The 23,883-nt window shown below is 43.5% G+C and carries 23 protein-coding genes; 15 read left to right on the forward strand and 8 right to left on the reverse strand.

Annotated elements, in window-relative coordinates:
• Positions 1 to 25: 25 nt before the first annotated feature.
• The gene (locus ACT3QQ_RS01680; RefSeq protein WP_444526657.1) at positions 26 to 397 is read right to left on the reverse strand and encodes a hypothetical protein; all 372 of its coding nucleotides are present in this window, start codon (positions 395 to 397) and stop codon (positions 26 to 28) included.
• Positions 398 to 768: 371 nt separating this feature from the next.
• Here ACT3QQ_RS01680 and rpsU point away from each other — a divergent pair, with 371 nt between their 5' ends.
• Together rpsU and ACT3QQ_RS01690 are read left to right on the forward strand one after the other, a co-directional pair.
• Positions 769 to 984, forward strand: coding sequence for a 30S ribosomal protein S21 (rpsU, locus tag ACT3QQ_RS01685; protein WP_010195908.1), 216 nt, complete (start codon positions 769 to 771; stop codon positions 982 to 984).
• A 203-nt stretch (positions 985 to 1,187) separates the two neighbouring features.
• Positions 1,188 to 1,637 (forward strand): GatB/YqeY domain-containing protein, encoded by a 450-nt coding sequence (locus ACT3QQ_RS01690; protein ID WP_444526658.1) that lies wholly within the window; start codon positions 1,188 to 1,190, stop codon positions 1,635 to 1,637.
• 134 nt (positions 1,638 to 1,771) lie between these two features.
• Here ACT3QQ_RS01690 and ACT3QQ_RS01695 read toward each other — a convergent pair whose 3' ends face one another.
• On the reverse strand, positions 1,772 to 3,376 hold the full coding sequence (locus ACT3QQ_RS01695; RefSeq protein WP_444526659.1) for a M48 family metalloprotease: 1,605 nt from the start codon (positions 3,374 to 3,376) through the stop codon (positions 1,772 to 1,774).
• Between the two features lie 525 nt (positions 3,377 to 3,901).
• Here ACT3QQ_RS01695 and ACT3QQ_RS01700 point away from each other — a divergent pair.
• The 4 genes from ACT3QQ_RS01700 (at position 3,902) to thiS (ending at position 6,174) form a co-directional block, all read left to right on the forward strand.
• Positions 3,902 to 4,357: a sulfurtransferase TusA family protein gene (locus ACT3QQ_RS01700; RefSeq protein ID WP_444526660.1), complete on the forward strand. Its 456-nt coding sequence runs from the start codon at positions 3,902 to 3,904 to the stop codon at positions 4,355 to 4,357.
• Between the two features lie 239 nt (positions 4,358 to 4,596).
• Positions 4,597 to 5,460 (forward strand): RNA polymerase sigma factor RpoH, encoded by an 864-nt coding sequence (rpoH, locus tag ACT3QQ_RS01705; RefSeq protein ID WP_444521199.1) that lies wholly within the window; start codon positions 4,597 to 4,599, stop codon positions 5,458 to 5,460.
• A 24-nt stretch (positions 5,461 to 5,484) separates the two neighbouring features.
• Complete coding sequence (locus tag ACT3QQ_RS01710; protein ID WP_444526661.1) at positions 5,485 to 5,859, forward strand: DUF423 domain-containing protein; 375 nt, start codon at positions 5,485 to 5,487, stop codon at positions 5,857 to 5,859.
• A gap of 114 nt (positions 5,860 to 5,973) precedes the next feature.
• Positions 5,974 to 6,174: a sulfur carrier protein ThiS gene (thiS, locus tag ACT3QQ_RS01715; RefSeq protein WP_444521154.1), complete on the forward strand. Its 201-nt coding sequence runs from the start codon at positions 5,974 to 5,976 to the stop codon at positions 6,172 to 6,174.
• A 198-nt stretch (positions 6,175 to 6,372) separates the two neighbouring features.
• On the opposite strand, the gene hpf is transcribed toward thiS, so the two are convergent.
• Both hpf and rpoN read right to left on the reverse strand, forming a co-directional pair.
• Positions 6,373 to 6,753, reverse strand: coding sequence for a ribosome hibernation-promoting factor, HPF/YfiA family (hpf, locus tag ACT3QQ_RS01720; RefSeq protein WP_444521153.1), 381 nt, complete (start codon positions 6,751 to 6,753; stop codon positions 6,373 to 6,375).
• Between the two features lie 358 nt (positions 6,754 to 7,111).
• Positions 7,112 to 8,737 (reverse strand): RNA polymerase factor sigma-54, encoded by a 1,626-nt coding sequence (rpoN, locus tag ACT3QQ_RS01725; protein WP_444526662.1) that lies wholly within the window; start codon positions 8,735 to 8,737, stop codon positions 7,112 to 7,114.
• Positions 8,738 to 9,024: 287 nt separating this feature from the next.
• Between rpoN and ACT3QQ_RS01730 the strand changes: the two genes are divergently transcribed.
• On the forward strand, positions 9,025 to 9,894 hold the full coding sequence (locus ACT3QQ_RS01730) for a nitrilase-related carbon-nitrogen hydrolase (RefSeq protein ID WP_444526663.1): 870 nt from the start codon (positions 9,025 to 9,027) through the stop codon (positions 9,892 to 9,894).
• Positions 9,895 to 9,927: 33 nt separating this feature from the next.
• Here ACT3QQ_RS01730 and ACT3QQ_RS01735 read toward each other — a convergent pair whose 3' ends face one another.
• The 4 genes from ACT3QQ_RS01735 to lptM all read right to left on the reverse strand — a co-directional run bounded on the left by ACT3QQ_RS01735 (position 9,928) and on the right by lptM (position 13,954).
• Positions 9,928 to 10,950: a tyrosine recombinase XerC gene (locus tag ACT3QQ_RS01735; protein WP_444526664.1), complete on the reverse strand. Its 1,023-nt coding sequence runs from the start codon at positions 10,948 to 10,950 to the stop codon at positions 9,928 to 9,930.
• 46 nt (positions 10,951 to 10,996) lie between these two features.
• On the reverse strand, positions 10,997 to 11,884 hold the full coding sequence (gene dapF, locus ACT3QQ_RS01740; protein ID WP_444521149.1) for a diaminopimelate epimerase: 888 nt from the start codon (positions 11,882 to 11,884) through the stop codon (positions 10,997 to 10,999).
• A 288-nt stretch (positions 11,885 to 12,172) separates the two neighbouring features.
• Complete coding sequence (lysA, locus tag ACT3QQ_RS01745) at positions 12,173 to 13,549, reverse strand: diaminopimelate decarboxylase (protein WP_444526665.1); 1,377 nt, start codon at positions 13,547 to 13,549, stop codon at positions 12,173 to 12,175.
• Positions 13,550 to 13,639: 90 nt separating this feature from the next.
• A complete protein-coding gene (gene lptM / locus ACT3QQ_RS01750) occupies positions 13,640 to 13,954 on the reverse strand; it encodes an LPS translocon maturation chaperone LptM (RefSeq protein WP_444526666.1) in 315 nt (104 codons plus the stop codon).
• Positions 13,955 to 14,763: 809 nt separating this feature from the next.
• On the opposite strand from lptM, the gene ACT3QQ_RS01755 reads away from it, so the two are divergent.
• The 8 genes from ACT3QQ_RS01755 (at position 14,764) to ACT3QQ_RS01790 (ending at position 23,689) form a co-directional block, all read left to right on the forward strand.
• The gene (locus ACT3QQ_RS01755) at positions 14,764 to 15,996 is read left to right on the forward strand and encodes an acetate/propionate family kinase (protein ID WP_444526667.1); all 1,233 of its coding nucleotides are present in this window, start codon (positions 14,764 to 14,766) and stop codon (positions 15,994 to 15,996) included.
• A 138-nt stretch (positions 15,997 to 16,134) separates the two neighbouring features.
• Positions 16,135 to 18,282 (forward strand): phosphate acetyltransferase, encoded by a 2,148-nt coding sequence (gene pta / locus ACT3QQ_RS01760; protein WP_444526668.1) that lies wholly within the window; start codon positions 16,135 to 16,137, stop codon positions 18,280 to 18,282.
• Between the two features lie 208 nt (positions 18,283 to 18,490).
• The gene (locus ACT3QQ_RS01765) at positions 18,491 to 19,450 is read left to right on the forward strand and encodes a nicotinate-nicotinamide nucleotide adenylyltransferase (protein WP_444526669.1); all 960 of its coding nucleotides are present in this window, start codon (positions 18,491 to 18,493) and stop codon (positions 19,448 to 19,450) included.
• Between the two features lie 131 nt (positions 19,451 to 19,581).
• A complete protein-coding gene (gene rsfS / locus ACT3QQ_RS01770; RefSeq protein ID WP_444521143.1) occupies positions 19,582 to 19,995 on the forward strand; it encodes a ribosome silencing factor in 414 nt (137 codons plus the stop codon).
• Between the two features lie 187 nt (positions 19,996 to 20,182).
• A complete protein-coding gene (locus tag ACT3QQ_RS01775) occupies positions 20,183 to 20,959 on the forward strand; it encodes an MOSC domain-containing protein (protein WP_444526670.1) in 777 nt (258 codons plus the stop codon).
• A gap of 156 nt (positions 20,960 to 21,115) precedes the next feature.
• A complete protein-coding gene (locus ACT3QQ_RS01780; RefSeq protein ID WP_444526671.1) occupies positions 21,116 to 22,480 on the forward strand; it encodes an APC family permease in 1,365 nt (454 codons plus the stop codon).
• Positions 22,481 to 22,574: 94 nt separating this feature from the next.
• Positions 22,575 to 23,450: an N-acetylmuramoyl-L-alanine amidase gene (locus ACT3QQ_RS01785; RefSeq protein ID WP_444526672.1), complete on the forward strand. Its 876-nt coding sequence runs from the start codon at positions 22,575 to 22,577 to the stop codon at positions 23,448 to 23,450.
• A gap of 29 nt (positions 23,451 to 23,479) precedes the next feature.
• Positions 23,480 to 23,689 carry a hypothetical protein gene (locus ACT3QQ_RS01790; protein WP_444526673.1) on the forward strand — a complete coding sequence of 70 codons (210 nt, stop codon included), beginning with the start codon at positions 23,480 to 23,482 and terminating at the stop codon, positions 23,687 to 23,689.
• The last annotated feature ends 194 nt before the right edge of the window (positions 23,690 to 23,883 follow it).

Here is a 23,883-nt window from a genome sequence, read left to right on the forward strand (position 1 = left end):
GTTTAATAGTCAACTCAGCACTAGATTACTCAGCAGTGGCTGCAGTTGTATCGTCAGTAGTCGCCATATCAGCGCTATCAGTAGAAGCAGCAGCATCCGCACTATCGGCAGCTGTTGCTTCTGCAGTAGCAGACTCAGTGTCAGCCGCTCCTGCTTCTGCAGTAGCTGTACCATCAGCTTCTGTACCAGCTGCATCAGTCGCTGGCATTGGTGCTGTTTCTGGGAAATCCATCTCTTCAACTGGTGGCGAATTTTTGATCGCAAGCTCAGCAGCTTCATCAACGCGATCGATTGCTAGTACTTCTTCATGCTCTTCACCGCCGCAAGCACTCACGCTCACACCTAAAGCTACGATAAGTGCCGTGCTTAATACCGTGTTAAATACTGTTTTTTTCATTCCAACATCCTCAATAAAATACACACAAAACGGTTCATAGGCCTACTACAATATAGGAATTATCATAGCATAAACTCCAATCAAACCGTTATAGACGGTAGGGATTTTTTATTGATAAAGCATTGTATATATATCGAATTCGTAGCTTGATAGCTATATTCAAATCATTATCTAATTGAATTACTTATCGGCAATAAATCCTTAAAATCATTGACTTTGTTGGTATTTTTTATTAGAATACCTGCCCTTACGCTAATGCGTGAGAATTGTCCTAGTTTGAGCTGATGCCTGTAATCTTGAGATATTACGGCTAAATACTAATACACAGCCAAACTAATGCCCTTATATCTCATCCTAATCGAGGAGTCTTCATGCCTGCAGTTAAGGTTAAAGAAAACGAACCAGTTGATATCGCTATCCGTCGTTTCAAACGTGCTTGTGAAAAAGCTGGTGTATTGTCAGACGTACGTAAGCGTGAGTTTTATGAAAAACCAACGCAAGTACGCAAGCGTAAAAAAGCTGCTGCCGTAAAGCGTTATAAAAAGAAGTTACAACGCGAAACTATTCGTACCACTCGTATGTACTAATCAGTAATCTGATTTAGCTACGTACAAGCGCTACACTAACGCCACTGTTATCAATTGATATCAGTGGCGTTTTTTATGCTACAATTTTTGTTATTACTGCTGACATAATTTTTATTAAAGCCATCATCAGCAGGTTCAATTCTATAAATTTAACACTCAACATCTACCGAATAGCATTTAATAGATCGATAAGGATAATAGCAGTGAGCCAACTTAAACAGACGTTAGCAGACAATATCAAAGTTTCAATGAAAGCTCGTGATCTTGAGCGCGTTAAAGTACTGCGCAACGTGCAGTCAGTAGTGAAACAAATCGAGATTGACCGTCAGACAGAACTTGATGATGCACAAGTACTAGAAGTTCTGCAAAAGCAGCTAAAACAGCGTCAAGAGTCACTTACGATCTTTACAGAAAACGGCCGTGATGACTTGGCTACTAAAGAGCAGTTTGAGATTGATATCATCAACGAGTTCATGCCGCAGCAAATGAGTCAAGACGAGATTATGGCATTGGTCAATACTGAAATCGCTGAGCAAGGTGCTACGTCTATGCGCGATATGGGCAGTGTCATGGGCGTGCTCAAAAACAAAACAGCTGGCCGCGCTGATCCTGCCATGATTTCTAAAATGGTTAAAGACGCGTTACAAGGCTAATTTCTAATAGATACTCTTGGATTGTCAGACGATAGCGTTTGTGTGATTCATCAACAGCTAAACTGCTACCCCAAAATGAGCTGTCTGGCCTATAAACGATTGGTCGCTAAAAAACCGCGTATTTAATTAACCGCTTAGGGCTTAAAGTCTCTGGCGGTTTTTATTGCTTTGATTTCTGCATTAATATGCGCTAGTAATGGACGCGCACTATTGGCTTGTTCCGTGGTTTGCAGATCTTCCGTCAACTGTTTGGCCTGCGTCAAAGAGGTCAGCGCACTCTCATAGCGTCCATTCCATAACTGATCATAACTACGATAGCGTAATGCATTAATCGTCGCGATATTGGCTAGTTGTGGTGACGTGGTAGTTTTAGCAAGTTTTTCGTTGGCGAGTTGCAAACTTTGCCATGCGTAACGATCGCTTGAATGCTGTTCTGTTAATAGCTTTAGCAATGCTTGAGCCTTTATCGGTTGATTACTGTTAGTCAGCGCTTCAGCCAGATAAAGGCGTAAGTCACGGCGTTCAGGGTATAGACGCTGCTGGCTTTCTAAGACGTCTACGGTTTGTTGCCACTTACCTTGCTCACTCAATAGCTGACTGTGCGTAATCGACAGTAGCGGCTCCAAATTCTGACGTTGCGTACGTGATAAAGCGTTTATCTCAGCCAGTATTTTATTGGCATCTGTAAAGCGCTGCTGCTCCCCATACCAATGCATTAGCGCAAGTTTGGCCCCAAGGCTGTTTTTGGCGGCCGTTGTCAGTGTGACTTCAGAGGCATGTTTACCAGTCACTTGTACGCGCCAATATAACAAATCAAACAGTGCTTGATGGCGCTGCTGTTGGCTCAATGAGAGCGATGGATAACGCTGGGCGCGACTTTGTGATTCACTCAGTCGCTCATTACTCAACGGATGCGAGCGCACAAAGCTCGGCAAAAACTGATTTTCAACTTGGTTTAACTGACTCTGTTGATTCATCGTCGCAAAGAATCTTGGCATCGCGCGAGGGTCGTAACCCGCTTGAGTCATAATCTGCATACCTACTCTATCAGCCTCGCGTTCGTTACTACGGCTAAACGACATACTGCTATTCATAGAAGCGGTTTGACTGCCCGCCATTACCGCGGCGGCTGCATCACCATCAACTGCTGAGGCAGCAATCGCGGCTAGCATACCGCCTATCTGCATCAGCAAGGCCTTTTTACGTTCGTCAACGCCACTTTCATAATGTCGCTGACTGATATGCGCAACTTCATGCGCAACAACGCTCGCTAGCTCATCCATGCTACTAGCAGCCAATATCGTACCTGTGTTGATGCCAATTACGCCACCAGGCGCTGCGAAAGCATTGATACTAGGGTTATCGAGTATGACGACACCAAGTGGTGCTTGCTGGCGGGCTTGAGCATTGAGACGCCATGTCATATTTTTTATCGTTTCTTGTACCCAGGGATCATGTTCCATTTTGACGCGGCCATTGATATTCTGTAACGACCACTCGCCAAGCATTTTATTTTGGTATTGCTCAGCAAACCTCAGTCTCTGCCCGCGCAAATTTGGTAAATCTAGTGTTTGCGGATCTGTGACTTGCCACGAATTATCAGCAAATGGCTGCGTTTGACTATCACGGCTATGCGCACCACTAGCTATGGCTAGTAGCATCACTGATAACCCTACTTTGATACTATTTGGCAAAGCTAAACTCATAAAGTAATGGTTACCTTTTTGCTTAGATAACATAAGTGGCAAGCCTACGGAATTTTTGGCTATTAAAGGTTTATTGTTGCTGTCAGGTCGCTTCGTTCTATTAGCGTGGTACAAGTGCGTATCCTATAAGATAATTGACGACGTCTTTTCGACTATACGAGCTTGTTTATATAAGGTCAATTCTACAATGCACTTAACTACCAATAACTTAGCCACCCGTCACGATTGCGCAACATGGCTATGTAATTATTCGTCAGGTAACTATTTATTAGGTCTATTAGGTTATTAGGTCAGTCTTAACCGTATGACGCTTGATCGAGTAATTGCTAATCGAGTAATTCTTGGCTAGATAATTCTAGTGAACCGAACGCAGCGTTGATTATATTCAACTGCAACTATACATTGTCTATTTGGTATAATGAGTAACAATGATAGTAGGTCTAGATGACTGTTATAACGATCTCGTAATTTATAATTGATAGATTATGTTCGTACTCAATATCGAAGCCTATTGCTAATACTACCAATTAAACTATAGATATCTACAAGGTTTAAGTTATGTCCGCTGATAGTGAACCAGTCATCGAACGTGTATCGCATTTTATCCGACTATCAGCGAACTTGCCTGATACACAGCAGAACGATATTGCTAGTTTACTAAAGCTGCTACCGACTAAAAGTCACGAAACAGATAGTGTAAACGCAGAGCCGTCTGAACTAAATATAAAAAACTTTGTTGATGGACGCGGTCTTGCATGCCCGATGCCACTATTAAAAACCAAAGTCGCACTACGTGATGTAATAGCTGGTGAGTCGTTATATGTGGTTGCAACTGACCCTAATTCGCAAGCTGATATCGCAGCGTTTTGTAGACAAAGCCGACAATCACAGACGGCAGACTGTTTGGATTTGGCGGTTAATGAAGTTACTGACCACTCATCAGGTGATGGCACATCATTACAGCGTTTCGCTACAATATATCACTTCATCATTACTAAAACTGATAGCAACTAAGCGCTGCTATCCTTTACAATTAAATCATAAAGATTTTATCTGACTATTTGCTTAACTATTTAACCAAGGTCAAGAATATGGCTAATAATTCTACTGATGCTGTGAATACAAATAAAAAAGATGACGCAGCTCCTATAAAAAACGATGCACGCGATGCTGCATTAAAAGCCGCGGCTCAGCGACCACCTTATGACGCGAGTACATTAGGCAATACTAGTACGCGCGACTTAGTACCCGCTATGCCAACTCATCTGTCAGCACCAGGGGTCAACTTGGGTGCGTATATCAATACTGTCCATCAAATTCCTATTTTGACAACAGTACAAGAACAAGAGCTAGCGCATCGCTACTATGATGAGGGTGATGTTGAAGCTGCTCGTCTACTAGTGATGTCGCATCTTCGTTTTGTGATTCATATTGCACGTAGCTACTCGGGCTACGGATTGCCGCAAGCAGATTTAATCCAAGAAGGTAACTTAGGATTGATGAAAGCGGTCAAACGCTTTGACCCAAACAAAGGCGTACGCTTAGTGTCATTTGCTGTACATTGGATCAAAGCTGAAATTCATGAGTTCGTGATTCGTAACTGGCGTATTGTCAAGGTTGCAACTACCAAGGCTCATCGTAAATTGTTCTTTAACTTACGCAGCCTCAAGAAGACTAACAACCAGCTGACACTAGAAGAAGCAGACGCTATCGCTAATGACTTAAATGTCACGCGTAAACAAGTGTTAGAGATGGAGTCACGTCTAACCTCTTATGACGCTTCGTTTGAAGCGCAGTCGAGCGACGATGATGATGGTCGCTACGCCCCTCAGCTATTTTTGGAAGATGGTATCGATCCAGCTGAGCAATTAGAAGAAGAGGATTGGGAAGAAAACAACTCATCAGCACTCATCGCTGCTATGGGCACTTTAGATGATCGTTCACGCGATATCGTCGAACAGCGCTGGCTCTCTGAGCAAAAATCCACCTTGCATGAATTAGCAGCGGTTTACTCTATCTCAGCTGAGCGTGTCCGTCAGATTGAAAAAAATGCTATGGACAAGATTCGTGATGCCATGACCATCGATAGTGTAATTTTGCCAGATGATATTCAGTAACCTCAACATAGTACGAGTTGTGCCATGTTAAATTGGATCGGTATTGCAGCAGTTAATATGGCTGTCGCTGTGGCTCTAGGTGCGTTTGGTGCACACGGTCTAGAAGGTCGTGTCAGCATCCAACAGCTTGAATGGTGGCATACGGCAACGCTGTATCTGTTTGTACATGCACTTGGATTATTGCTTGTTGGTTTACTGATTCGTTTGAAATATATTACTCAAACGACAGCATGGTTGTTGCAAATTGGCATTATCATTTTTGCTGGCAGCTTGTATGCGATGACGCTTGGTGCACCGCGTTGGTTTGGTGCGATTACGCCTATTGGTGGCATTCTTATGATCGTAGGCTGGCTATGGCTTGCCGTTTCTGCATTCCGACTAAAAGACTCAGTTAGCTAGTCTGTTCAAAGTTTATTTTAGCTCGTAGTCTTAGTTATCTATAAAATAAATTTTATTAGTCAAAAGATACGTAACATATAAACAGGAATTTTAAAATATTAGGGAGTATTTGATATGAGCACTATCAGTGTCAATGGTAAAAGCTTACAAACCACTCATCAAACCGTTCAGCTAGTTATCAATGAGCTTGGGCTTAGTCAGGGTCGTTATGCTGTAGAAGTAGATGGTGAGCTGATGCCAAAAAGTGAACTTGCTCAATTACGTGTGGTAGAAGGTATGGATATCGAAGTAGTACAAGCTGTTGGTGGCGGTTAATAGTATTTAGATAATTAAATCTAAGCAGACAGCAATCCTCTACTATTTATATTCCTCGATACCAAAAAAGACCTCAACGTATTACACGTTAGAGGTCTTTTTTATGTCAATTACAAACTAGTGCAGCAGCTACTTATAAATTTTTTATTCTCTTAGTCTACTTTCACTAGATTATAATGATAACGTTCAAAGTTTAAACTATGCAGCTGGTACTGCTTCTGCAGGGGTTAGATCCTGATAGCGACCATCACGTCCTGCACCCTGAGTTTTTTTGCGCTCTTGACGGGTTTTGTACTTACGCACTTGTCTATCTAGCTTGTCTGCCATCTCGTTAATGGCTTTGTACATATCATCTTCAGACGCTTGGACAAACATTTCTTGACCCGAGACACGCATAATCGCTTCAGCTTTATGGCTTTTTTTACCGCCATCACTAGCACCGCTGTTGTCTAACGATAGAATCACTTGAATACTTTGTATCTGATCGAAGTGACGCTCTACTTTTTCAAGCTTTTCGCGTACTGCTGTGTCCATAGCTTCGGTAACGCTGATATGATGACCACTGATAGAAACATTCATATTGTTGTCCTTTTATTCATGACTTACAATCAACAGATGAGGTAGCATTCTTGCTCTTGTCATCCTGCCTTACCATCAACTATGCCGATGCCTATAGTAATGTGTCGACGTATCCCTTTATCGTCTCCTTTGTTAGTTGTGAATGAATACTATAAATCGGCACTTGGTTTTTGTTGTTGGTATGACTCTAATTTGTCATGAAAGTCGTCCAGTAGCAAGCCATTTAATTGTAATTAAGTGTAACAAAAACTGTTGTTTCTTTTAGGTTTCTATATAATCAAAAAATTTTATTTTTTATATCTCATTTATATCGTATAGACAGATAGTCATTAGCGTTGTAAAAAACAGGCTTATATAGTTAGTATTTCTGTTTGCGCTGAGTGGACGAACCAATATTCATCGCTTCACGATATTTGGCGACAGTTCTTCTGGCTATATCGATACCATCTGTTAACAGCTCATCTTTGATACGACTGTCTGATAAGGGTTTTTTGGGATCTTCATCAGCGACAAGCTTTTTGATCATGGCACTGATAGCAGTCGACGAGATATCTCCATCCGCACCACTCACATGAGATGAGAAGAAGTGTTTCAAAGAAAATAGCCCTTGCGGCGTCAAGATGGTTTTGCTGGTGGTAAGGCGTGAGACCGTAGATTCATGTAGATCAACTTCTTCAGCAATTGCTTTTAATATCAAAGGTTGCATGGCGGTTGCACCATGCTGCAGGAATTCTTGCTGATAACGTACGATGCTGGTCGCTACTTTTAATAGGTTTTGATTACGCTCTTCGATACTACGAATAAACAGCCTAGCATCAGTAAGATTTTCGCGCAGATATTGATTGTCAGGGCTATCATCACCGCGCTTGACTAAGTTGGCATATTCTTGGTTTACGCGTAATTTTGGCAAAGTATCTGGATTGAGACGCACATACCAGCCATCTTCTGCTGCTTCAGAGTTGTTTGTCGTCTTATTTTTTCTGACAGGTGTGACTAAAACATCAGGAATGTCGTAGCTTTCAGGCAGCTGGGCATAGTCGGGCTGGCTTGACTGAAACAGTAGCCCTGGTGACGCGTTTAAGGTACGTAGTAGCGTTAGAGCAGGTGTAATGTATTCTGGTGCAAGCCCTGTGCGTTCTGTTAGTGCTTTAATATTATTGCTGACTAAATGCTCACTTGCTGATAGCAACGCTTGAGCTTCTTGTAGGTATTCGGTGTGAGTATCTAGCTTTGATAGCTGAATCGATAAGCACTCACTTAGATGACGCGCCCCTACACCAACTGGATCACAAGACTGAATAATACGTAATACTGCTAAAACTTCTTCTTTCTCAACACGATCATCCCATTGATAGAAATTTGCCATCGTATCAAAGCTCTGCAGCAGCTCATCTATATCGATTCGGATGAAGCCCATATCATCCATGGAATCTATCAAATACTCTGCAATCAACGTATCAGCTTCTGAGAGGCGTTTAAAATTCAGCTGCCAACGCACATGATCTTGAATAGTAGACGAAGTACCACCTTGATCACTATCAAAACTTTCAGCCACTCTACTATTGCCAGTTCCTGTTGCAGCAGAAGCATAGTTACCCGTATCAAAGCTATCAGTATTGAAACTGCTGTAGCCATCCATATCTATCGCACTATCATCGATATTAGACTGCTGAAGCTTATCTAAACTATCACCACTATACTCTGCACTGGTATCCAGCGCTGAGTCAAACGAGTCATTACTGCTACTTTGATTCCAACTATCTAGTGTTAATGACTCACTCCATTCCTCTGCTTCACCATTACCATTATCGTATTCGTCATCGTTTTCAATACGTTCAAGCAATGGATTACTATCCAGCTTTGCTTGAACCTCTTGTGCAAGCTCAAGACTAGAGAGCTGCAGCAATTTTATGGCTTGCTGCATCTGCGGGGTTAGCTTTTGTGAGTTGCTCAGCGTGGTCGCCAATCCGAACGACATACTCATGGGCGCCTTATTGCACTCCGATTTTGGTGATATTTTGTTTATTCTGTCATTTAAGGTAACGACTTAAATCTTATCAGGACATGACGATAGCATTTTTTGTCACAATTTTGCTATGATAATTTATGTTCTGTCCGAGTACGTTTGATTCGCTATCTACAACAGACTACTATCTTAATAAGTATAACCAATCTATAAACACGAGCAGTCTCTTCATTTCCGCGCAAATATTACAATAAATAAGCGACGGTGAATGGGCGACACAGCTCATACCCAATAGGAATATTTTCATGAATCCAAACAACCCTCAATTTAACGTCGCTGCTATTCAAATGAATAGTCAGCAGGATGTTGAGAATAATTTAGCAGATATCCAAGCCGCCATTACAGACGCACAAGCTCAAGGGGCTGAGCTCGTTGTATTGCCTGAGAACTGCTGTAGCATGGGTCAGCAATCCGCTACTGCCGAGCGTTTTGATGACTTATCAGCGACGATAGCAGACTACGCACGCACTGCCAGTATACATGTACTAGCAGGCTCGTTGCCCTGTCATTATCGCCCTGATGGTACTGTCGTTCCTGACGGTAGATTACGCCAAGTGAGTCAACTGTTTGCACCAGACGGTACACGTGTTGCTCGTTACGACAAGATTCATCTGTTTACCGCAACTGTAGCTGATAAGCATGGCAGCTATAACGAAGCGGCGACCTTTGAGCCGGGTACGCAGACCGTCATTGCGCCACTCGCAGTAGATAATGCAGTCTATCAACTTGGCATGATGGTATGTTTCGATTTGCGTTTTCCGGCATTGGCGCAGCGTCTGCGACAAGCCGGTGCTGAACTATTGAGTGCACCCTCCGCCTTTACTTACTTGACAGGACAAGCACACTGGTCACTGCTGTTACAGGCTCGTGCTCTAGATAGTCAATGTATGGTTATTGGCGCGGCACAAGGTGGCGATCATCTCTACAAAGATGGTAGCACGCGCCAGACGTGGGGACATGCAGCCATTACAGCATTTGACAGCAGTATTATCGCAAGCTATGACGATAGCAAACTGGATAAGCAATATGCCATCGTCATGGCGTCATTAGACAAACAAGCACAGGAACAAGGCCGCCAAAAACTACCTATTTTTGATTGCCATCGTTTGGCGTAGATGATGGAATACAATGGATGTCGTGCCTAATTGCTAGGGCAAATCTTCATTTTGAGTATGAGATGCTCGTGGATGGGCGCGATCATAAACCTGCGTTAATTTTGCAAAATCAACGTGAGTATAGATTTGCGTGGTACTAATATCGCTATGCCCGAGCATCTCTTGCACGGCGCGCAAATCGCCGCTGCCAGACAACATATGTGATGCAAAACAATGACGCAATAAATGTGGATACATATTCTGTGCAATACCTGCGCGAGTAGCAGCAACTTTCAAGCGCTGCTGCACTGCGCGTGTTGATAGTCTGGTACCGAGCTTCTCACTGATAAATAATGCGTCATCCATCTGCTCTACCCACAGGTTACGATGTGGTAGGTAGCGACTAATCGCTGCTGCTGCCTTTACCCCTAATGGCACTAGACGTGTTTTATTTCCTTTACCTGTAACTCGTACCCGTAAGTCAGACAAGTCTATGTCTGCTGTATCGAGTGCGACCAGCTCGCCAACACGCAACCCACTACTGTAAAGTAATTCAAACATAGCCTTGTCACGTAGCCATAGGCGCGCTTGCTCTGGTGTATCAGGAATCTCTTGATCAAGTAGTTGAGTCAGTAAATCGACATCAGCGATAGAAGGCAGCGGTCTAGGACTACGCTTTAGCTGATAGCCAGTGGTTGGATTAATACGTGCTAGCTCTTCTTCAATCATCCAGCCATAAAAATGCCGAATCGCAGACAGCTCTTGCTGAACACTGGCAAGCGCTAGCTTATCTTCATCAAGGCGTTGACTGATATGTTGGGCAAGTTGACGTTTATCACAGCGTGTCCACGTCAAACGCTTCCCACGTAAAAAGAACGCCAGTTGATTTAAACCAGCGAAATAAGCAGTCAAGGTATGAGGCGAATGGTTGCGCACAGATAGAGTATTGAGCCAACGATGTACAGGTGCGAGTAGCTCTTGTAATGCAGAATCGGACTCTATAGTGGCGACCAGCTCAGTAGATAGCCAAGGTAATGAACTAGCCGCTTGGCTTTCTTGATTAGTAGACATAACCATATTAGAACCATCCTTGGCATTTATACGATTGACCTAACAACAGGTATTAGCCTTCAGCATTAGGCTTGAGACCCGCTTGTGCCATCAGACCATCTGGACTAAACACGCCTTCATAAACGAAAGCGGTCGGGCCCGTCATCGTGACCGAATAGCCTGGCTGCCACTTGATAATCATGCTGCCACCATATAGCTGCGCGCGGACCTCTTCACCCTCATCAAGCCAACCTTCACGTATACCAACGGCCACTGCTGCGCACGCGCCCGTACCGCAAGCTTGTGTCTCACCCACACCGCGCTCGTATACACGTAGGCGTATGTGACGCTGGTTCATCACTTGCATAAAGCCCACATTGACGCGGTCTGGGAATGCAGGGTGCGACTCAATTGCCTTGCCTAGAGTCTCAACCTCTGCATCAAGTACGTCATCGACTCTTATTACAGCGTGCGGGTTGCCCATATTGGCAACATATAGCTGTACAGGCGTACCATTTACATCGAGATGATAAGTGTTTTGAATTTTGGTCGTCGCTCTTGGACTAAATGGGATTTCATCTGGCTCAAATTTAGGCTTGCCCATATCGACATCTACCCAACCGTAGCGATCAGTGGTCAGAGAGATGATACCGCTAGCTGTCTCAACGCGTAGACGCTGCTTAAATGATAGTTTACGTGCTTGTACAAAACGCGCAAAACAGCGCGCGCCATTGCCGCACTGTTCGACTTCGGTGCCATCAGTATTAAAAATACGGTAACTGAAGTCGACATCAGGGCGCATAGGCGGCTCGACCACGAGCAATTGATCAAAACCAATACCTAGATGACGATCGCCCAATAACTGCACCAAATCCTTGGTCAAATCGAGGCGTTGGGTCACTAAATCAATGACCATGAAATCATTACCCAACCCATGCATTTTAGTAAACTCTATTAGCATATCTTTGATGTCCTATCCTATTTTTATGTATGCCTTATATTAGCACGCTGTCAGATACAATCATAATTATCACCACTATCAAATATCGAGTTATATGTATATCTTACAACTAACCTGCTTGCTTGGCATTGGGCTTAGCATTAAGCACAAAAAAACCCACTGTTATCATCACAGTGGGTTCTCTCTAATCGACAAAGCTATAAACAAAAATGATCTCATCAGAATAATCATTAAATATAACTGTCGATGACTATATCAACATGAGCAACTTCAATACTGCTTATGATGCTATTTATCCTGCCACAACGTTTCATCTGCATATAATGCTTCAATCGTTTCGCGCTTACGAATAAGTTGATGGCTATCACCTGACACCATTACTTCGCTAGCACGTGGGCGTGAATTGTAGTTGCTGCTCATGGTAAAGCCATAAGCACCTGCACCAGTGATAGCCAATACATCGCCTGTGGTCAATGATAACAAACGATCTTTTGCCAAGAAATCACCCGTTTCACAAATCGCGCCAACGATATCCCACGGCTGCGTACCATCCGTATCGATACCAGCACTAGGTAATACACTTGGAATCACCGCCATTTCAGCTTGATATAATGCAGGACGAATCAAGTCATTCATAGCGGCATCAACGATAGCAAAGTTTTTATGCTCAGTCGGCTTGAGTACGTCCACTTGGGTCAACAGCACGCCAGCATTGGCAACAATACTACGACCTGGCTCAAAGAACACGGTCAAACCAAGTTCGCTAAGTTTTGGCAATAATGCTTGGGCAAACTCATCGATAGATACAGGCGTCTCATCAATATAGCGCACACCTAAACCGCCGCCCAAATCGATATGCTGTAACTCAATGCCAGCATCACGCAAGCTATGTATCAGCTCAATAACTTTATCTAACGCTGCAACAAATGGCTCTACCTCTGTCAACTGCGAACCGATATGACAATCAATACCAACGATGTTGATATGTGATAGGTCAGCCGCTTGCTGATAGACCGCTAGTGCGTCTTCGTGAGTGATACCAAACTTGTTGTCTTTAAGACCAGTCGATATATATGGATGGGTTTTGGCATCGACGTTAGGATTGACGCGTAATGAAGTTGGCGCAGGCTTATCAAGTGACTTTGCGACTTCATTGATCAAAGTCAGCTCGCTGATAGACTCGACGTTAAAACAGCCGATACCTTGAGTCAACGCATATTCGATATCACCGTATGTTTTGCCAACACCTGAAAATACCACGCGTGCTGCTGCGCCACCTGCTGCCAACACGCGCATCAGCTCACCGCGAGAGACAATATCAAACCCAGCACCTGCCTGCGCTAAGACACCAAGCACGGCAAGATTAGAGTTTGCTTTTACGGCATAGCATACCTGATGATTCAGACTGGCAAAACTATCGGTATAGGCTTGATAAACGTCTAATATTGCCTGCTTTGAATACACATAGCATGGTGTACCATATTGTTTCGCCAACTCATCAATACTGACCTGCTCCATATACAGCGCATCGTCGCGATAGCTTAGCGCTGGCAAGTGAGCACTCAACGCTTTAGGGTCAACATATAACCCTTGCTCAGTTTGGATAGCAACAGATTCACCAGTGGTAGAATCGCTCAAGTCAGCAGGTAGTTCAGAAGGACTCATATAAACATCTCTAATATAATCAGATTATCAAGGGTGGAAATAAAATAACAGTGGAGATAGGGTTTGGCTAGCAATTACTGGCTTAAGCAACTAATAGTCGTTGGGGTCAGTACTAGGTTCAGGTAGCACCATCTGCTCTTCTAGATAGCGAGTTTTTTGATAGTTATCCTCATCGATACCCGCAAAGGCGGCATCTTGTGGATGACTAGTACTCTCCAGTACAGACGCATTGCCTTCTATCGTTTGGCTACTGGAGTCTGCCAGATACAGATCGCCTTTTTGCCCGCAGCCTGACAATCCTACTATAACCGCACTACCTATAAACAAAGTGGCGACAATCTGACGACTGGTACGAACGTATGAGCTAGCATGGTTAGCTGCTGATGGGCGGTGTGTAGTAGACATATAATAGATAACCTATGAGCTTACAACGGCATAATGGCGATAGTAAATCGTGATAAATAAAAACCAAACAAATGGTCAAACCCACAGCTACCGTGCTGACGTTATGACCATTTTAATCATAGCATTATTACATAAAGCTGTATGGATACTGAATATGATTGGTGAATAAATTTGCGTGATGTTGGATATTTTCTAAAACATCATTCGGATTTTTATAGTAATATCGTTTGCAGGTTTAGAGATGAATGCATGACATCGGGATGTCTTGACAATATTTCTTACAATTTTATCTGTAATAGTACTGCACGACCATCTATTCAACTCATCCTCTCACATACCTACAACCTACTGATTACAATTAACTTATTTCTCGTTTAGCCCTTTATTAATCACACACTTTAAACCTTACCCCTATCATGGTGTAGAAACAAAAGTGTGTTACATTATATTCCCAGTTTGCGGCGGCAATAGGATGCTAGCCTGAAATGTATACGCATTAATTCATAAGCATGGATGCATAGCAATGTCAGAAATAGCAACCCAGATATAAATAGAATCAGCAACATCCTTGCTTGATATGCTCAGCATGGATATGGCTGACTTTTATTTATCTAACGGTTATCAGCCTCATCAATTCCATATAGCAACAACACTATGTCTCAGCTGTGACTGTTCACTGCAGCACTTGGGATATCAGCGATGTAGAACTTGATGATCGTAAAACAGGACGTGGCAATAGACGTCTTTTTTATATCAAGCAAACGATATAATTGATTTGCCCTTTATAAAAACCAATCTAAGGATAGAGTATGAGCGCCAACCTAAGTAACACTTTTGATGATAAGAACAGTGAAACATCAACCCTAACTAACCCCACTTTAGTTCTCAACTGCGGTTCGTCTTCTATCAAATACGCGTTGATTAGTGACGACAACTCTACTCGTATCACTGGTCTTGCCGAAAACTTAGGACTCGATACTGCCCGTATCAAACACACGACACTAAATGGTGAGAAGTTAGAAATTCCTATCTCAGGTGGTCGTCATCAGTTAGCACTACAAAAAATTCTTGAGCTATTAGAACAGTATCATTTTATCGCAGTTGGTCATCGCGTGGTTCATGGTGGCCGTGAGTACTCTGAAGCGGTTCGTGTTGATGAACACGTGCTGGACGAAGTAAAACGCTTAAAAATACTCGCACCTCTACACAACCCTGCCCATGCTTTAGGTATCGAAGCGGTACAAGCGATTTATCCTGATATTCCTCAAGTTGTCGTCTTTGATACGGCTTTCCACCAAACCATGCCTCCTGTTGCTTTCCGCTATCCAATACCAAAAGCCCTGTACGAAGAACACAGAATTCGCCGTTATGGCTTTCATGGTACGTCTCATGCCTATGTCTCAGAGCGCGCCAGTGAAATCACTGAGGTAAAAGGGCCTCATGGCTGGCTAACAGCCCATCTGGGCAATGGCTGCTCAGCAACTGCTATTTATGACGGTAAGAGTCTCGATACCAGTATGGGTCTAACCCCGCTTGAGGGACTCATGATGGGTACACGTAGTGGCGATGTTGACCCAAGCCTTCACATCCACCTAAAACGCCAGCTCGGTATGAGCTTGGAAGAAGTGGATACCATGCTCAATAGTGAAAGTGGTCTACTGGGTATCTCAGGATTGTCTAACGACCTACGTACGGTCGAACAAGCGGCAAACGAAGGTCATGCAGATGCCAAGCTCGCTATCGAGATGTTCTGTTACCGCGTCGGCAAATATCTTGCCAGCTTAAGCTGCGCACTGCCAGAGTTCACTGGCATTATCTTTACAGGTGGTATCGGTGAAAACTCAGTCACTACTCGTACCAGTATCTTAGAAGTAATGCGTCACTTCGGCATCAAAGTAAACGCTGACAAAAATGCAAGCTTGTTTGGTGGTAGTGAAGGCAACTTCCACGCAGACGATAGCAGCATTGAGCTATGGGTTGTACCAACCGATGAAGAGTGCCGCATTGCCCAAGAAACTCGTGACGCATTAAAGTTAGTATAAGCCTATCGACTATCATGCCTTGCGCTTACCTTCTAGACGCTTATAAAGCGTTTGGAGGGTATAAAGTGAAGCGCTTGGCATTTTTATGCTGCTCAGAATGATTCAAAGCCTAAAATAAAATAAATTGTAGGACATATTATGCAAACCATTTTACTTGTTCCCATTAGTCGCGGTATCGGTGTGACGTCAGCCGCACTGGGCCTCATCCGTGCCTTTGACTATAACGGTAGTAAAGCAGGCTTTATGAAGCCGTTTTTGCAAGATGATACGCTAGACAAACAGCACAGCTTAGACAGCTCAAGTGCCTTGACCATGCATGCATTTGGCCTAAATCCACCCGAGTCTATCAGCCGTCAACACGTCGAGCGTATGCTAGGTGATGACAATCTCGATGACTTGATGGAAGAAGTGATCGCCAATTATCACACCATCGATGATGGTCATGACGTCATTATCTGTGAAGGTTTAGTACCGACTACTGAGACTTCTTATGCCTCACAGGTCAACCGTGCGCTTGCTCACGCGCTAGATGCCAAGGTTATATTTGTCAGTACTGCTGATATCAGTAAGCCTGCCTATTTAGCAGACAAACTGGACGTCCATGCCCGTGATTTCGGTGGTATTGTCAACTCACGTACACTTGGTGTGATATTAATGCGTGTACAAGACGTGCCCAACACATTTGATAATCAGCCTGTCGCACCTGGTGAGGCTGTTGTCAGCTTAGATCCGAACTTCCTACAAGAAGTTCAGCGCCTATCGCCTTCGTTCAACACTGAAGTATTCCGTCTCATCGGTGTTGTGCCTTTTAGTGACTCACTGTCTGTACCCCGCACATGGGATATCGCAACAGAGCTTGATGCTACTTGGCTAAATGTTGGGGAAGCAAAATCACGTCGTATTAATCGTATTAGCCTAACTGCTCGTTCCGTGGCACGCGTCAACGAAGTCTTTAAGCGTGGTACGTTAGTCGTCGTGCCTGGCGATCGTGATGACCTGCTATTGGCTGCTGGACTGGCCTGTATTAATGGGATTCCATTGGCAGGTCTGGTATTGACCGGTGGTGTCACGCCAAGCGAGACAGTTGCTGAGCTTTGGCAGTCAGCGCTCAAAACTGGTATACCAGTTATGAGTGTCGAAAATGACAGTTATGAAACGGTACAAAGCCTGATGCATATGAGCTCTGAGATTCCAAGTGATGATACAGAACGTGCTGATGAAGTCGCTCGTTATGTGGCTGCGCATCTGGATCTGAGCTGGATTAAAGAATACTTCAGTCGCGACCATGAACCGCGCTTGTCACCATCAGCGTTTCGCCATCAGCTGGTTAAAAAATCACAGCATGCTAAAAAACGTATCGTACTACCAGAAGGTGCTGAACCACGTACAATCGAAGCTGCTTGTATCTGTCAGAGTCGCGGTATCGCCAACTGCGTACTAATTGCTAAGCGTAGTGAAGTTGATCAGGTTGTCAAAAACCGTGATCTAACGCTGCCTGAAGGATTAGAAATCATCGATCCTGAAAATATAGATATGAGTAAATATGTTGCTGCTGTCGTAGATCGCCGTAACGGAAAAACCACTGCAGAAGTCGCTGCTGAATACCTAAAAGACACCGTCTATCTAGGTACTATTATGCTACAGCTAGACGAAGTAGATGGTCTCGTCTCAGGTGCGATTCATACCACTGCCAATACGGTACGCCCAGCATTCCAGCTAATCAAGACCGCACCCCAGTATTCACTCGTGTCGTCAGTATTCTTTATGCTGTTACCTGAGCAAGTGGTCGTCTATGGTGACTGTGCGATCAACCCAGACCCTAACGCTGAAGAGTTAGCCGAAATCGCCATTCAATCAGCACAGTCTGCCGCTGCCTTTGGTATCGATCCAAAAGTTGCGATGATCAGCTACTCTACTGGCTCATCAGGTGCTGGCGCTGATGTCGAAAAAGTCGCTCGTGCGACTCAAATCGTTCGTGAGCGCGCACCAGACCTCAAAGTCGATGGCCCACTGCAATATGATGCAGCATCGGTCATGAGCGTAGGTAAACAAAAAGCACCTGACTCACCTGTCGCAGGTCAAGCCAACGTCTTTATCTTCCCTGACTTAAATACAGGTAACACCACTTATAAAGCGGTACAGCGTAGTGCCAACGTCGTCAGTGTCGGACCTATGCTACAAGGCCTGAATAAGCCAGTGAATGATTTATCACGTGGTGCCTTAGTCGATGATATCGTCTATACCATCGCGCTGACTGCTATTCAAGCGTATAGTGATTTGATTTAATTGCTGTAAAACTCGCTAATTAAAATCCTATACAAAACCGACTATCATGATGATGGTCGGTTTTTTATTAGCATCGTGGTGACAGATACTCATATGCCCTCTACAATAGCGCTATCATCAAATCATTTCACCTAAACAAGGTTAGCCAGTAAAAGAGCAAGGTGCAGAAACCTTTACGTGCGCCATACCTACTTTTATACATTTATTTATGCCAAATACGAGCAACAACCCTCAAGAAACAACACCTGCACCTGCCATTCGTGCCTATCTTGGTGGCTCGTTTGATCCTGTACATAATGGTCATCTAGAAGTAGCGATGTCTGTCTATCAGCACCTACTGCCAATCGCAAAGCAGGAACAGCGCCCCCTACATGTGTCTTTACTACCCAATGCCCGCTCACCATTTAAGACGCAGAGTACAGACCCTAACCATCGTTTAGCGATGTTGAAACTAGCAATAAAAAATACGCCGATACAAATTAGCGAGCTAGAGCTGTGGCAAGCGCCGCCTGTCTATACGATCAATAGCGTACGTACGTTGAGACAACAACACCCTAATGATAGCTTGATATTTATCATGGGTATGGACAGCGCCCACAGTTTGAATAAATGGAAAGATGGATTACGTCTCACTGATCATGTCAATCTATGGGTTTTCAATCGTCAGAGCAGTACCGATGTGAGTGTTGGCGTTAACGAAAAAATTTTTGACAACACTATGCCTTCTAAAAACCATACAGCGAACGCGCAAGATATTGCTTTCTTAAAGTCGCAACTCCCATTGTCACTGCAACCACATGCAACAGAATCAATGATCGAGCTATTAATTCCACCCACTCAGCGCTCGACGGATAGCTCGAACACAAATAGCAATGATCCAAATAGTACTGACTTAAAAGCTGACTTGAAAAACACCAATCAAGGACACATTTATATAGATACACGACCTATTACTGCTGTATCGAGCACACAAATACGCGAGCAGTTGCAGAAGTTAGAGCATCGAACAAATAAAATACCAGTCGCTGATAGGCAAATCGCATCTATAGCACCAATAAATGATATCATTAGCAATACTGAATCGAATCCATTAGCTAAATGGCTAAATCCTGCTGTTTATCAATATATTATCGTCCATCAGCTATATTCTGCTGCCCAATTCCGTTAAAATCGCCTTATCTGTGTCTTTTTGCCTATCCTGTTTCTATGCGTGACTGACAACCTATGATCAGTTGAATAAGACAAATTGACGTTTTACCCCTTTATTTTACATATTTATGATTCAAGAGATTAAAATTTATGACCAACACCATGACTGAAGAACGCCTAACAGAATGCTTGACCCTAGTACAAAACGCTCTAGATGATATGAAAGCAAAGAACATCACTGTAATGAATGTAGAAAAATTGACTGACGTAACAGAGCGCATTATCATCGCTGATGGTACCTCAAAACGCCATGTACGTGCGATGGCTGATAGCGTTGGCGCTGATGCTAAAAAAGCGGGCTTTATGCCGCTTGGACGTGAAGGTGGTATCGACTCTGACTGGACATTGATTGATTTAGGCGCGGTTGTCGTCCACATCATGACCCCGCAAGCACGTGAGTTTTATGACTTAGAAGGTCTATGGTCATCACCTGACCAATTGGCTGAGCTGGTTGCCACACCGCGCGAAAAGAAAACCGCGGGTCGTCGTAACAAAAACAAATAAGACTATTAGATACAACATCGTGTCATACAAGAAGCACTAGATTGAAAAGGCCAGAATATTTATTCTGGTCTTTTTTTATATAAATTTTGCAGTTATTAACCAGTATAATCAGATAAATCATTGAGTACAGATCAGCCGCTAAAGTTAAACAGCCCTCGCCTATTCATTCTAACTACTAGGAAATCTTATGAACGAAGAATCGATAATTTCATCATCTGAGCAAACTCCAATAGACTTTAATCAAGACCTGCCTCTACATATCGCTACCCTCACTTGTGTTCGCGCTGGCAAAGCAATGCCATTCGCTCGCGAAGAAATGAGCGCCATTGATAAAGCGCCAGTCAAATCACCTGTTGCGGTCAACTTTATGGGCTTAACCACTGATGAGCAAGCTGATCGCAAACATCATGGTGGCCCACTAAAAGCTGTACATCAACTGGCACCTGCAACTTATGAGAAAATCAATACAGAATTTGACCTAAAGGTACGAGTCGGTACGCTCGGCGAAAATCTCACTACCCAAGCCGTCAATGGTCTGCCTGAAATGACCGAATCTACCGTTTGTATTGGTGACGTTTTCCAATATGGTGGGCATTTTGAAAACGGTCAAGATAGCAGTAATGATAATAACGTTCAGCTACGTATCGTCCAGCCGCGCCGTCCCTGCTACAAAATCAACGATCAGATCGGTCAATTTACCAAAGTACCAAATATCGCAGCATGGGTAAGTAAACAAGGTATCTCTGGTTGGTATTTCAAAGTCGTTCAAGATGGCATTATAGATGCTGACTTACCTGTATATTTGGTTGAGCGCCCTTATCCATTTGCGACGTTAGAAAAGCTTTGGAAGTTATCTAATTCAAAAGAGAAGTATCATGCAGATATTATTGAACCGTGGCTCGCAATTGACTGTTTAGAGGACAGTTGGAAAAAGGTTCTGGCTAAAAAAATTCAACAGGATTGAAAAGGTAACACTCGATAAAAACCTTTAGTATGACTTTTCTATTTATAAGAGATAGCCAATACCTTGCGTAATGGCATCAAAGGTTTTTCATGTTCTATGTCAGCTCTATAATCAACACTCCCTCCTTCTCTATCTATAATCGTGAAGGAGCAATCCATGAGTGAACAGACAGAAAGTATCAGCTATCTACAAGCAATAGCGATTAGCGTCGGCGCAATTATCGGCTGGGGTGCTTATGTCATGCCAGGTGATTTATTTTTGCCGCAGTCACAGCTATTGGGTTCTTCTGTCGCTATTATTATCGGTACTATAGCCATTTATATGGTTGCGCGTGCCTATATTAATTTGCTAACCCAAACGCCAGAGAACGAGTCAGGCGGTATCTATTGGATTGAAAAATACATCAATCGCAAGCATGCCTATATTTATGGTTGGGGCGTCACGATAGGCTATATTTCTATTATCGCGCTCAATATATCGGCCGTTGCGTTGCTGCTACGATATCTATTGCCTAGTGGCTTACAGCTAGGCTATCTGTATACGATTGCTGGTTGGGAAGTCTACGCCAGTGAGGTGTTCCTATGCAGTGCGGCTATTATTCTGTTCAGTTATATTAATTTAAAAGGCGTACGAGTTGGCGCAAAAATTCAGCTCTATATCGCCCTTTTTATGATTCTATCAGTCACTGCTCTGTTCTTTACGTCGCTTTGGATGACGCCAACGACCCAAGCATTTTTGCCAGCTGATATGTCTAGCGGCTCTGTCACTAGTCTGGCATGGTTACCTATTTTGGCTGTTATGCCGTGGGCGTATGTCGGTTTTGAGACCACACCGCAGATTTCAAAAGCCATTAGCGATTCAAAAACCAAGACCAAAAGTATTATCTTAATTTCTCTTATCGCTGGTGTATTGTTTTACTTTTTAATCAACTACTTTACTGCACTAAACATGAGCTTTGACTATCAAACAATCAAAGACAGCCACTGGGCGACAGGTGAAGGCATAGACAATCGGATTGGTAGCATCGGCATCTGGCTGCTATCGATAGCCATGATTGGCTCGATAATGAGTGGCATTAATGGCTTTATATTGTCATCGGTTAAGCTCTTAGAGTCTATGGGCGACACGTCGTTATTACCCAGTTTGTTTACAGATAAAAACAATCGGTTTAGTAAGCAAAAGACCATTATATTGATATGCTTGGTGTGCCTACTTTCTCCTTGGCTAGGTAGAAACTACCTACTCGACATTGTAACGATGGCTTCCTTGGGCATCACGGTTGGCTTCGCTTATGTCACGACCGCCGACCTCATCAATGAGCGAAAAAAGAAACAAGCAGGTTTGCTTAACTACGTTTCTGTATTAATCAGTGTGGTCTTTATATCGCTGTTGCTGCTACCATTTTCACCAGCAGCACTATCGTTCAACGCTTACGTCTTGCTAGGAATTTTCGTTCTACTTGGGGCGATTGGTTATAAAAAAATCGCGGTTAACCCTAACGTCAATCCTAATGCTAATTAACGACAAGTAGCATTTACCTGTCGAGCGAAATAAATATCAGTAGTATCAAATGCAAACGATGCTATAACCGCAACTTTCCCATACAGAGTACTTCATGGTAAAAAATAGTTTCTTAGCGTTTGGCCTAATACTGCCGTTGGTTGGCTGCGTCACGACTACCTCTCCAATAGCGACTACTGACAGCTACATCGTGGATAGCAAAACCTACCAAGCCTCTGGCAAAAGCGAGCGCGTCAAAACCATCGTCTTGCACTATACAGTCTCGGATAATGAACGCTCGATAAAGACGTTGACCACGGGTAATGTGAGCGCGCACTATCTGGTATTAGACAATGATGACAATAAAATCTATAACCTAGTACCAGAGAACGAGCGCGCATGGCATGCAGGGGATGGTGGCTTTGCAGGACGGACGATATTAAACGATACCTCTATCGGCATCGAGATCGTCAATAGTGGTATCAAACTTGAATATCGAGACGCATTGAAAGATAGCACGCTCGACTATCATCCTTATGAGCACTATGTGGCATTTGATGAGTTGCAGATTAAAAAGGTCGCAGAGCTGGTGCAAGATATCGCCACGCGCTATGACATCTCACCAAAAAACATCATCGGTCACTCGGACATGGCACCCTCGCGCAAGATAGATCCCGGTGCAAAGTTTCCGTGGGAGCAGCTGTATTTCGATTACGGTATCGGCGCTTGGTATAATGAATTTGATAAGCAGTTCTTTATAAATCAAGATGGATTTGCGTCGGCAACGATACCTGAGATCAAGCAAGCATTTCGCAAATACGGCTATCAAATCAACGATACCGATACGTGGGACAAGGCCAGTCGCGATGTCGTCTATGCATTTCAGCTGCACTTCAGATCGCAGCAGCCAACCGGAAACATGGATAGCGAGACCTATGCGATATTGCAGGCGCTAAATAAGAAGTATGCTGGTCGGGATGATTTTTATTAAAGAATACAGGCTATCAGGAGACATAAGCTATGAATAACTCTCGAACAGATGAGCAATACGATCTACAAAAGTATCTAGAAGAGAAAGCCAAGCAAGAGCAAGAGAAGGAGAAGGAGAAGAAAAAGAAAGAGGAGCAAGAACCTGAGCAACTCTCTGCTTATGATGCTTGTGTGCTAAAGGAAAGCGCCAAGATTCATGAGTTGATTGCTGAGGCTCAGAAACGTCCCAAAGATGAATAACTAGATAGACGGTATTTACCAACCAAGATGATAAAAATGCGCAAATTGAGGTCTTATGTTTGATGAGACATAGCTAAGCCGCTATGAGACCAATACTACAACCAAACAGCACTACATAACTTTATAAGAGAAGGCCTATCTACTAACTATTTAGGCTATTTATTGCAATAGGCTAGTGATAAAATCACCGCTCA

It is taken from the genome of Psychrobacter sp. AOP7-A1-24, assembly GCF_052376235.1.
GTDB lineage: Bacteria > Pseudomonadota > Gammaproteobacteria > Pseudomonadales > Moraxellaceae > Psychrobacter.

Coding starts and splice junctions, on each gene's coding strand:
- ACT3QQ_RS01680 (WP_444526657.1), bottom strand. CDS start 397: ATGAAAAAAACAGTATTTAACACGGTATTAAGCACGGCACTTATCGTA.
- rpsU (WP_010195908.1), top strand. CDS start 769: ATGCCTGCAGTTAAGGTTAAAGAAAACGAACCAGTTGATATCGCTATC.
- ACT3QQ_RS01695 (WP_444526659.1), bottom strand. CDS start 3,376: ATGTTATCTAAGCAAAAAGGTAACCATTACTTTATGAGTTTAGCTTTG.
- ACT3QQ_RS01700 (WP_444526660.1), top strand. CDS start 3,902: ATGTCCGCTGATAGTGAACCAGTCATCGAACGTGTATCGCATTTTATC.
- rpoH (WP_444521199.1), top strand. CDS start 4,597: ATGCCAACTCATCTGTCAGCACCAGGGGTCAACTTGGGTGCGTATATC.
- ACT3QQ_RS01710 (WP_444526661.1), top strand. CDS start 5,485: ATGTTAAATTGGATCGGTATTGCAGCAGTTAATATGGCTGTCGCTGTG.
- thiS (WP_444521154.1), top strand. CDS start 5,974: ATGAGCACTATCAGTGTCAATGGTAAAAGCTTACAAACCACTCATCAA.
- hpf (WP_444521153.1), bottom strand. CDS start 6,753: ATGAATGTTTCTATCAGTGGTCATCATATCAGCGTTACCGAAGCTATG.
- rpoN (WP_444526662.1), bottom strand. CDS start 8,737: ATGAGTATGTCGTTCGGATTGGCGACCACGCTGAGCAACTCACAAAAG.
- ACT3QQ_RS01730 (WP_444526663.1), top strand. CDS start 9,025: ATGAATCCAAACAACCCTCAATTTAACGTCGCTGCTATTCAAATGAAT.
- ACT3QQ_RS01735 (WP_444526664.1), bottom strand. CDS start 10,950: ATGGTTATGTCTACTAATCAAGAAAGCCAAGCGGCTAGTTCATTACCT.
- dapF (WP_444521149.1), bottom strand. CDS start 11,884: ATGCTAATAGAGTTTACTAAAATGCATGGGTTGGGTAATGATTTCATG.
- lysA (WP_444526665.1), bottom strand. CDS start 13,549: ATGAGTCCTTCTGAACTACCTGCTGACTTGAGCGATTCTACCACTGGT.
- lptM (WP_444526666.1), bottom strand. CDS start 13,954: ATGTCTACTACACACCGCCCATCAGCAGCTAACCATGCTAGCTCATAC.
- ACT3QQ_RS01755 (WP_444526667.1), top strand. CDS start 14,764: ATGAGCGCCAACCTAAGTAACACTTTTGATGATAAGAACAGTGAAACA.
- pta (WP_444526668.1), top strand. CDS start 16,135: ATGCAAACCATTTTACTTGTTCCCATTAGTCGCGGTATCGGTGTGACG.
- ACT3QQ_RS01765 (WP_444526669.1), top strand. CDS start 18,491: ATGCCAAATACGAGCAACAACCCTCAAGAAACAACACCTGCACCTGCC.
- rsfS (WP_444521143.1), top strand. CDS start 19,582: ATGACCAACACCATGACTGAAGAACGCCTAACAGAATGCTTGACCCTA.
- ACT3QQ_RS01775 (WP_444526670.1), top strand. CDS start 20,183: ATGAACGAAGAATCGATAATTTCATCATCTGAGCAAACTCCAATAGAC.
- ACT3QQ_RS01780 (WP_444526671.1), top strand. CDS start 21,116: ATGAGTGAACAGACAGAAAGTATCAGCTATCTACAAGCAATAGCGATT.
- ACT3QQ_RS01785 (WP_444526672.1), top strand. CDS start 22,575: ATGGTAAAAAATAGTTTCTTAGCGTTTGGCCTAATACTGCCGTTGGTT.
- ACT3QQ_RS01790 (WP_444526673.1), top strand. CDS start 23,480: ATGAATAACTCTCGAACAGATGAGCAATACGATCTACAAAAGTATCTA.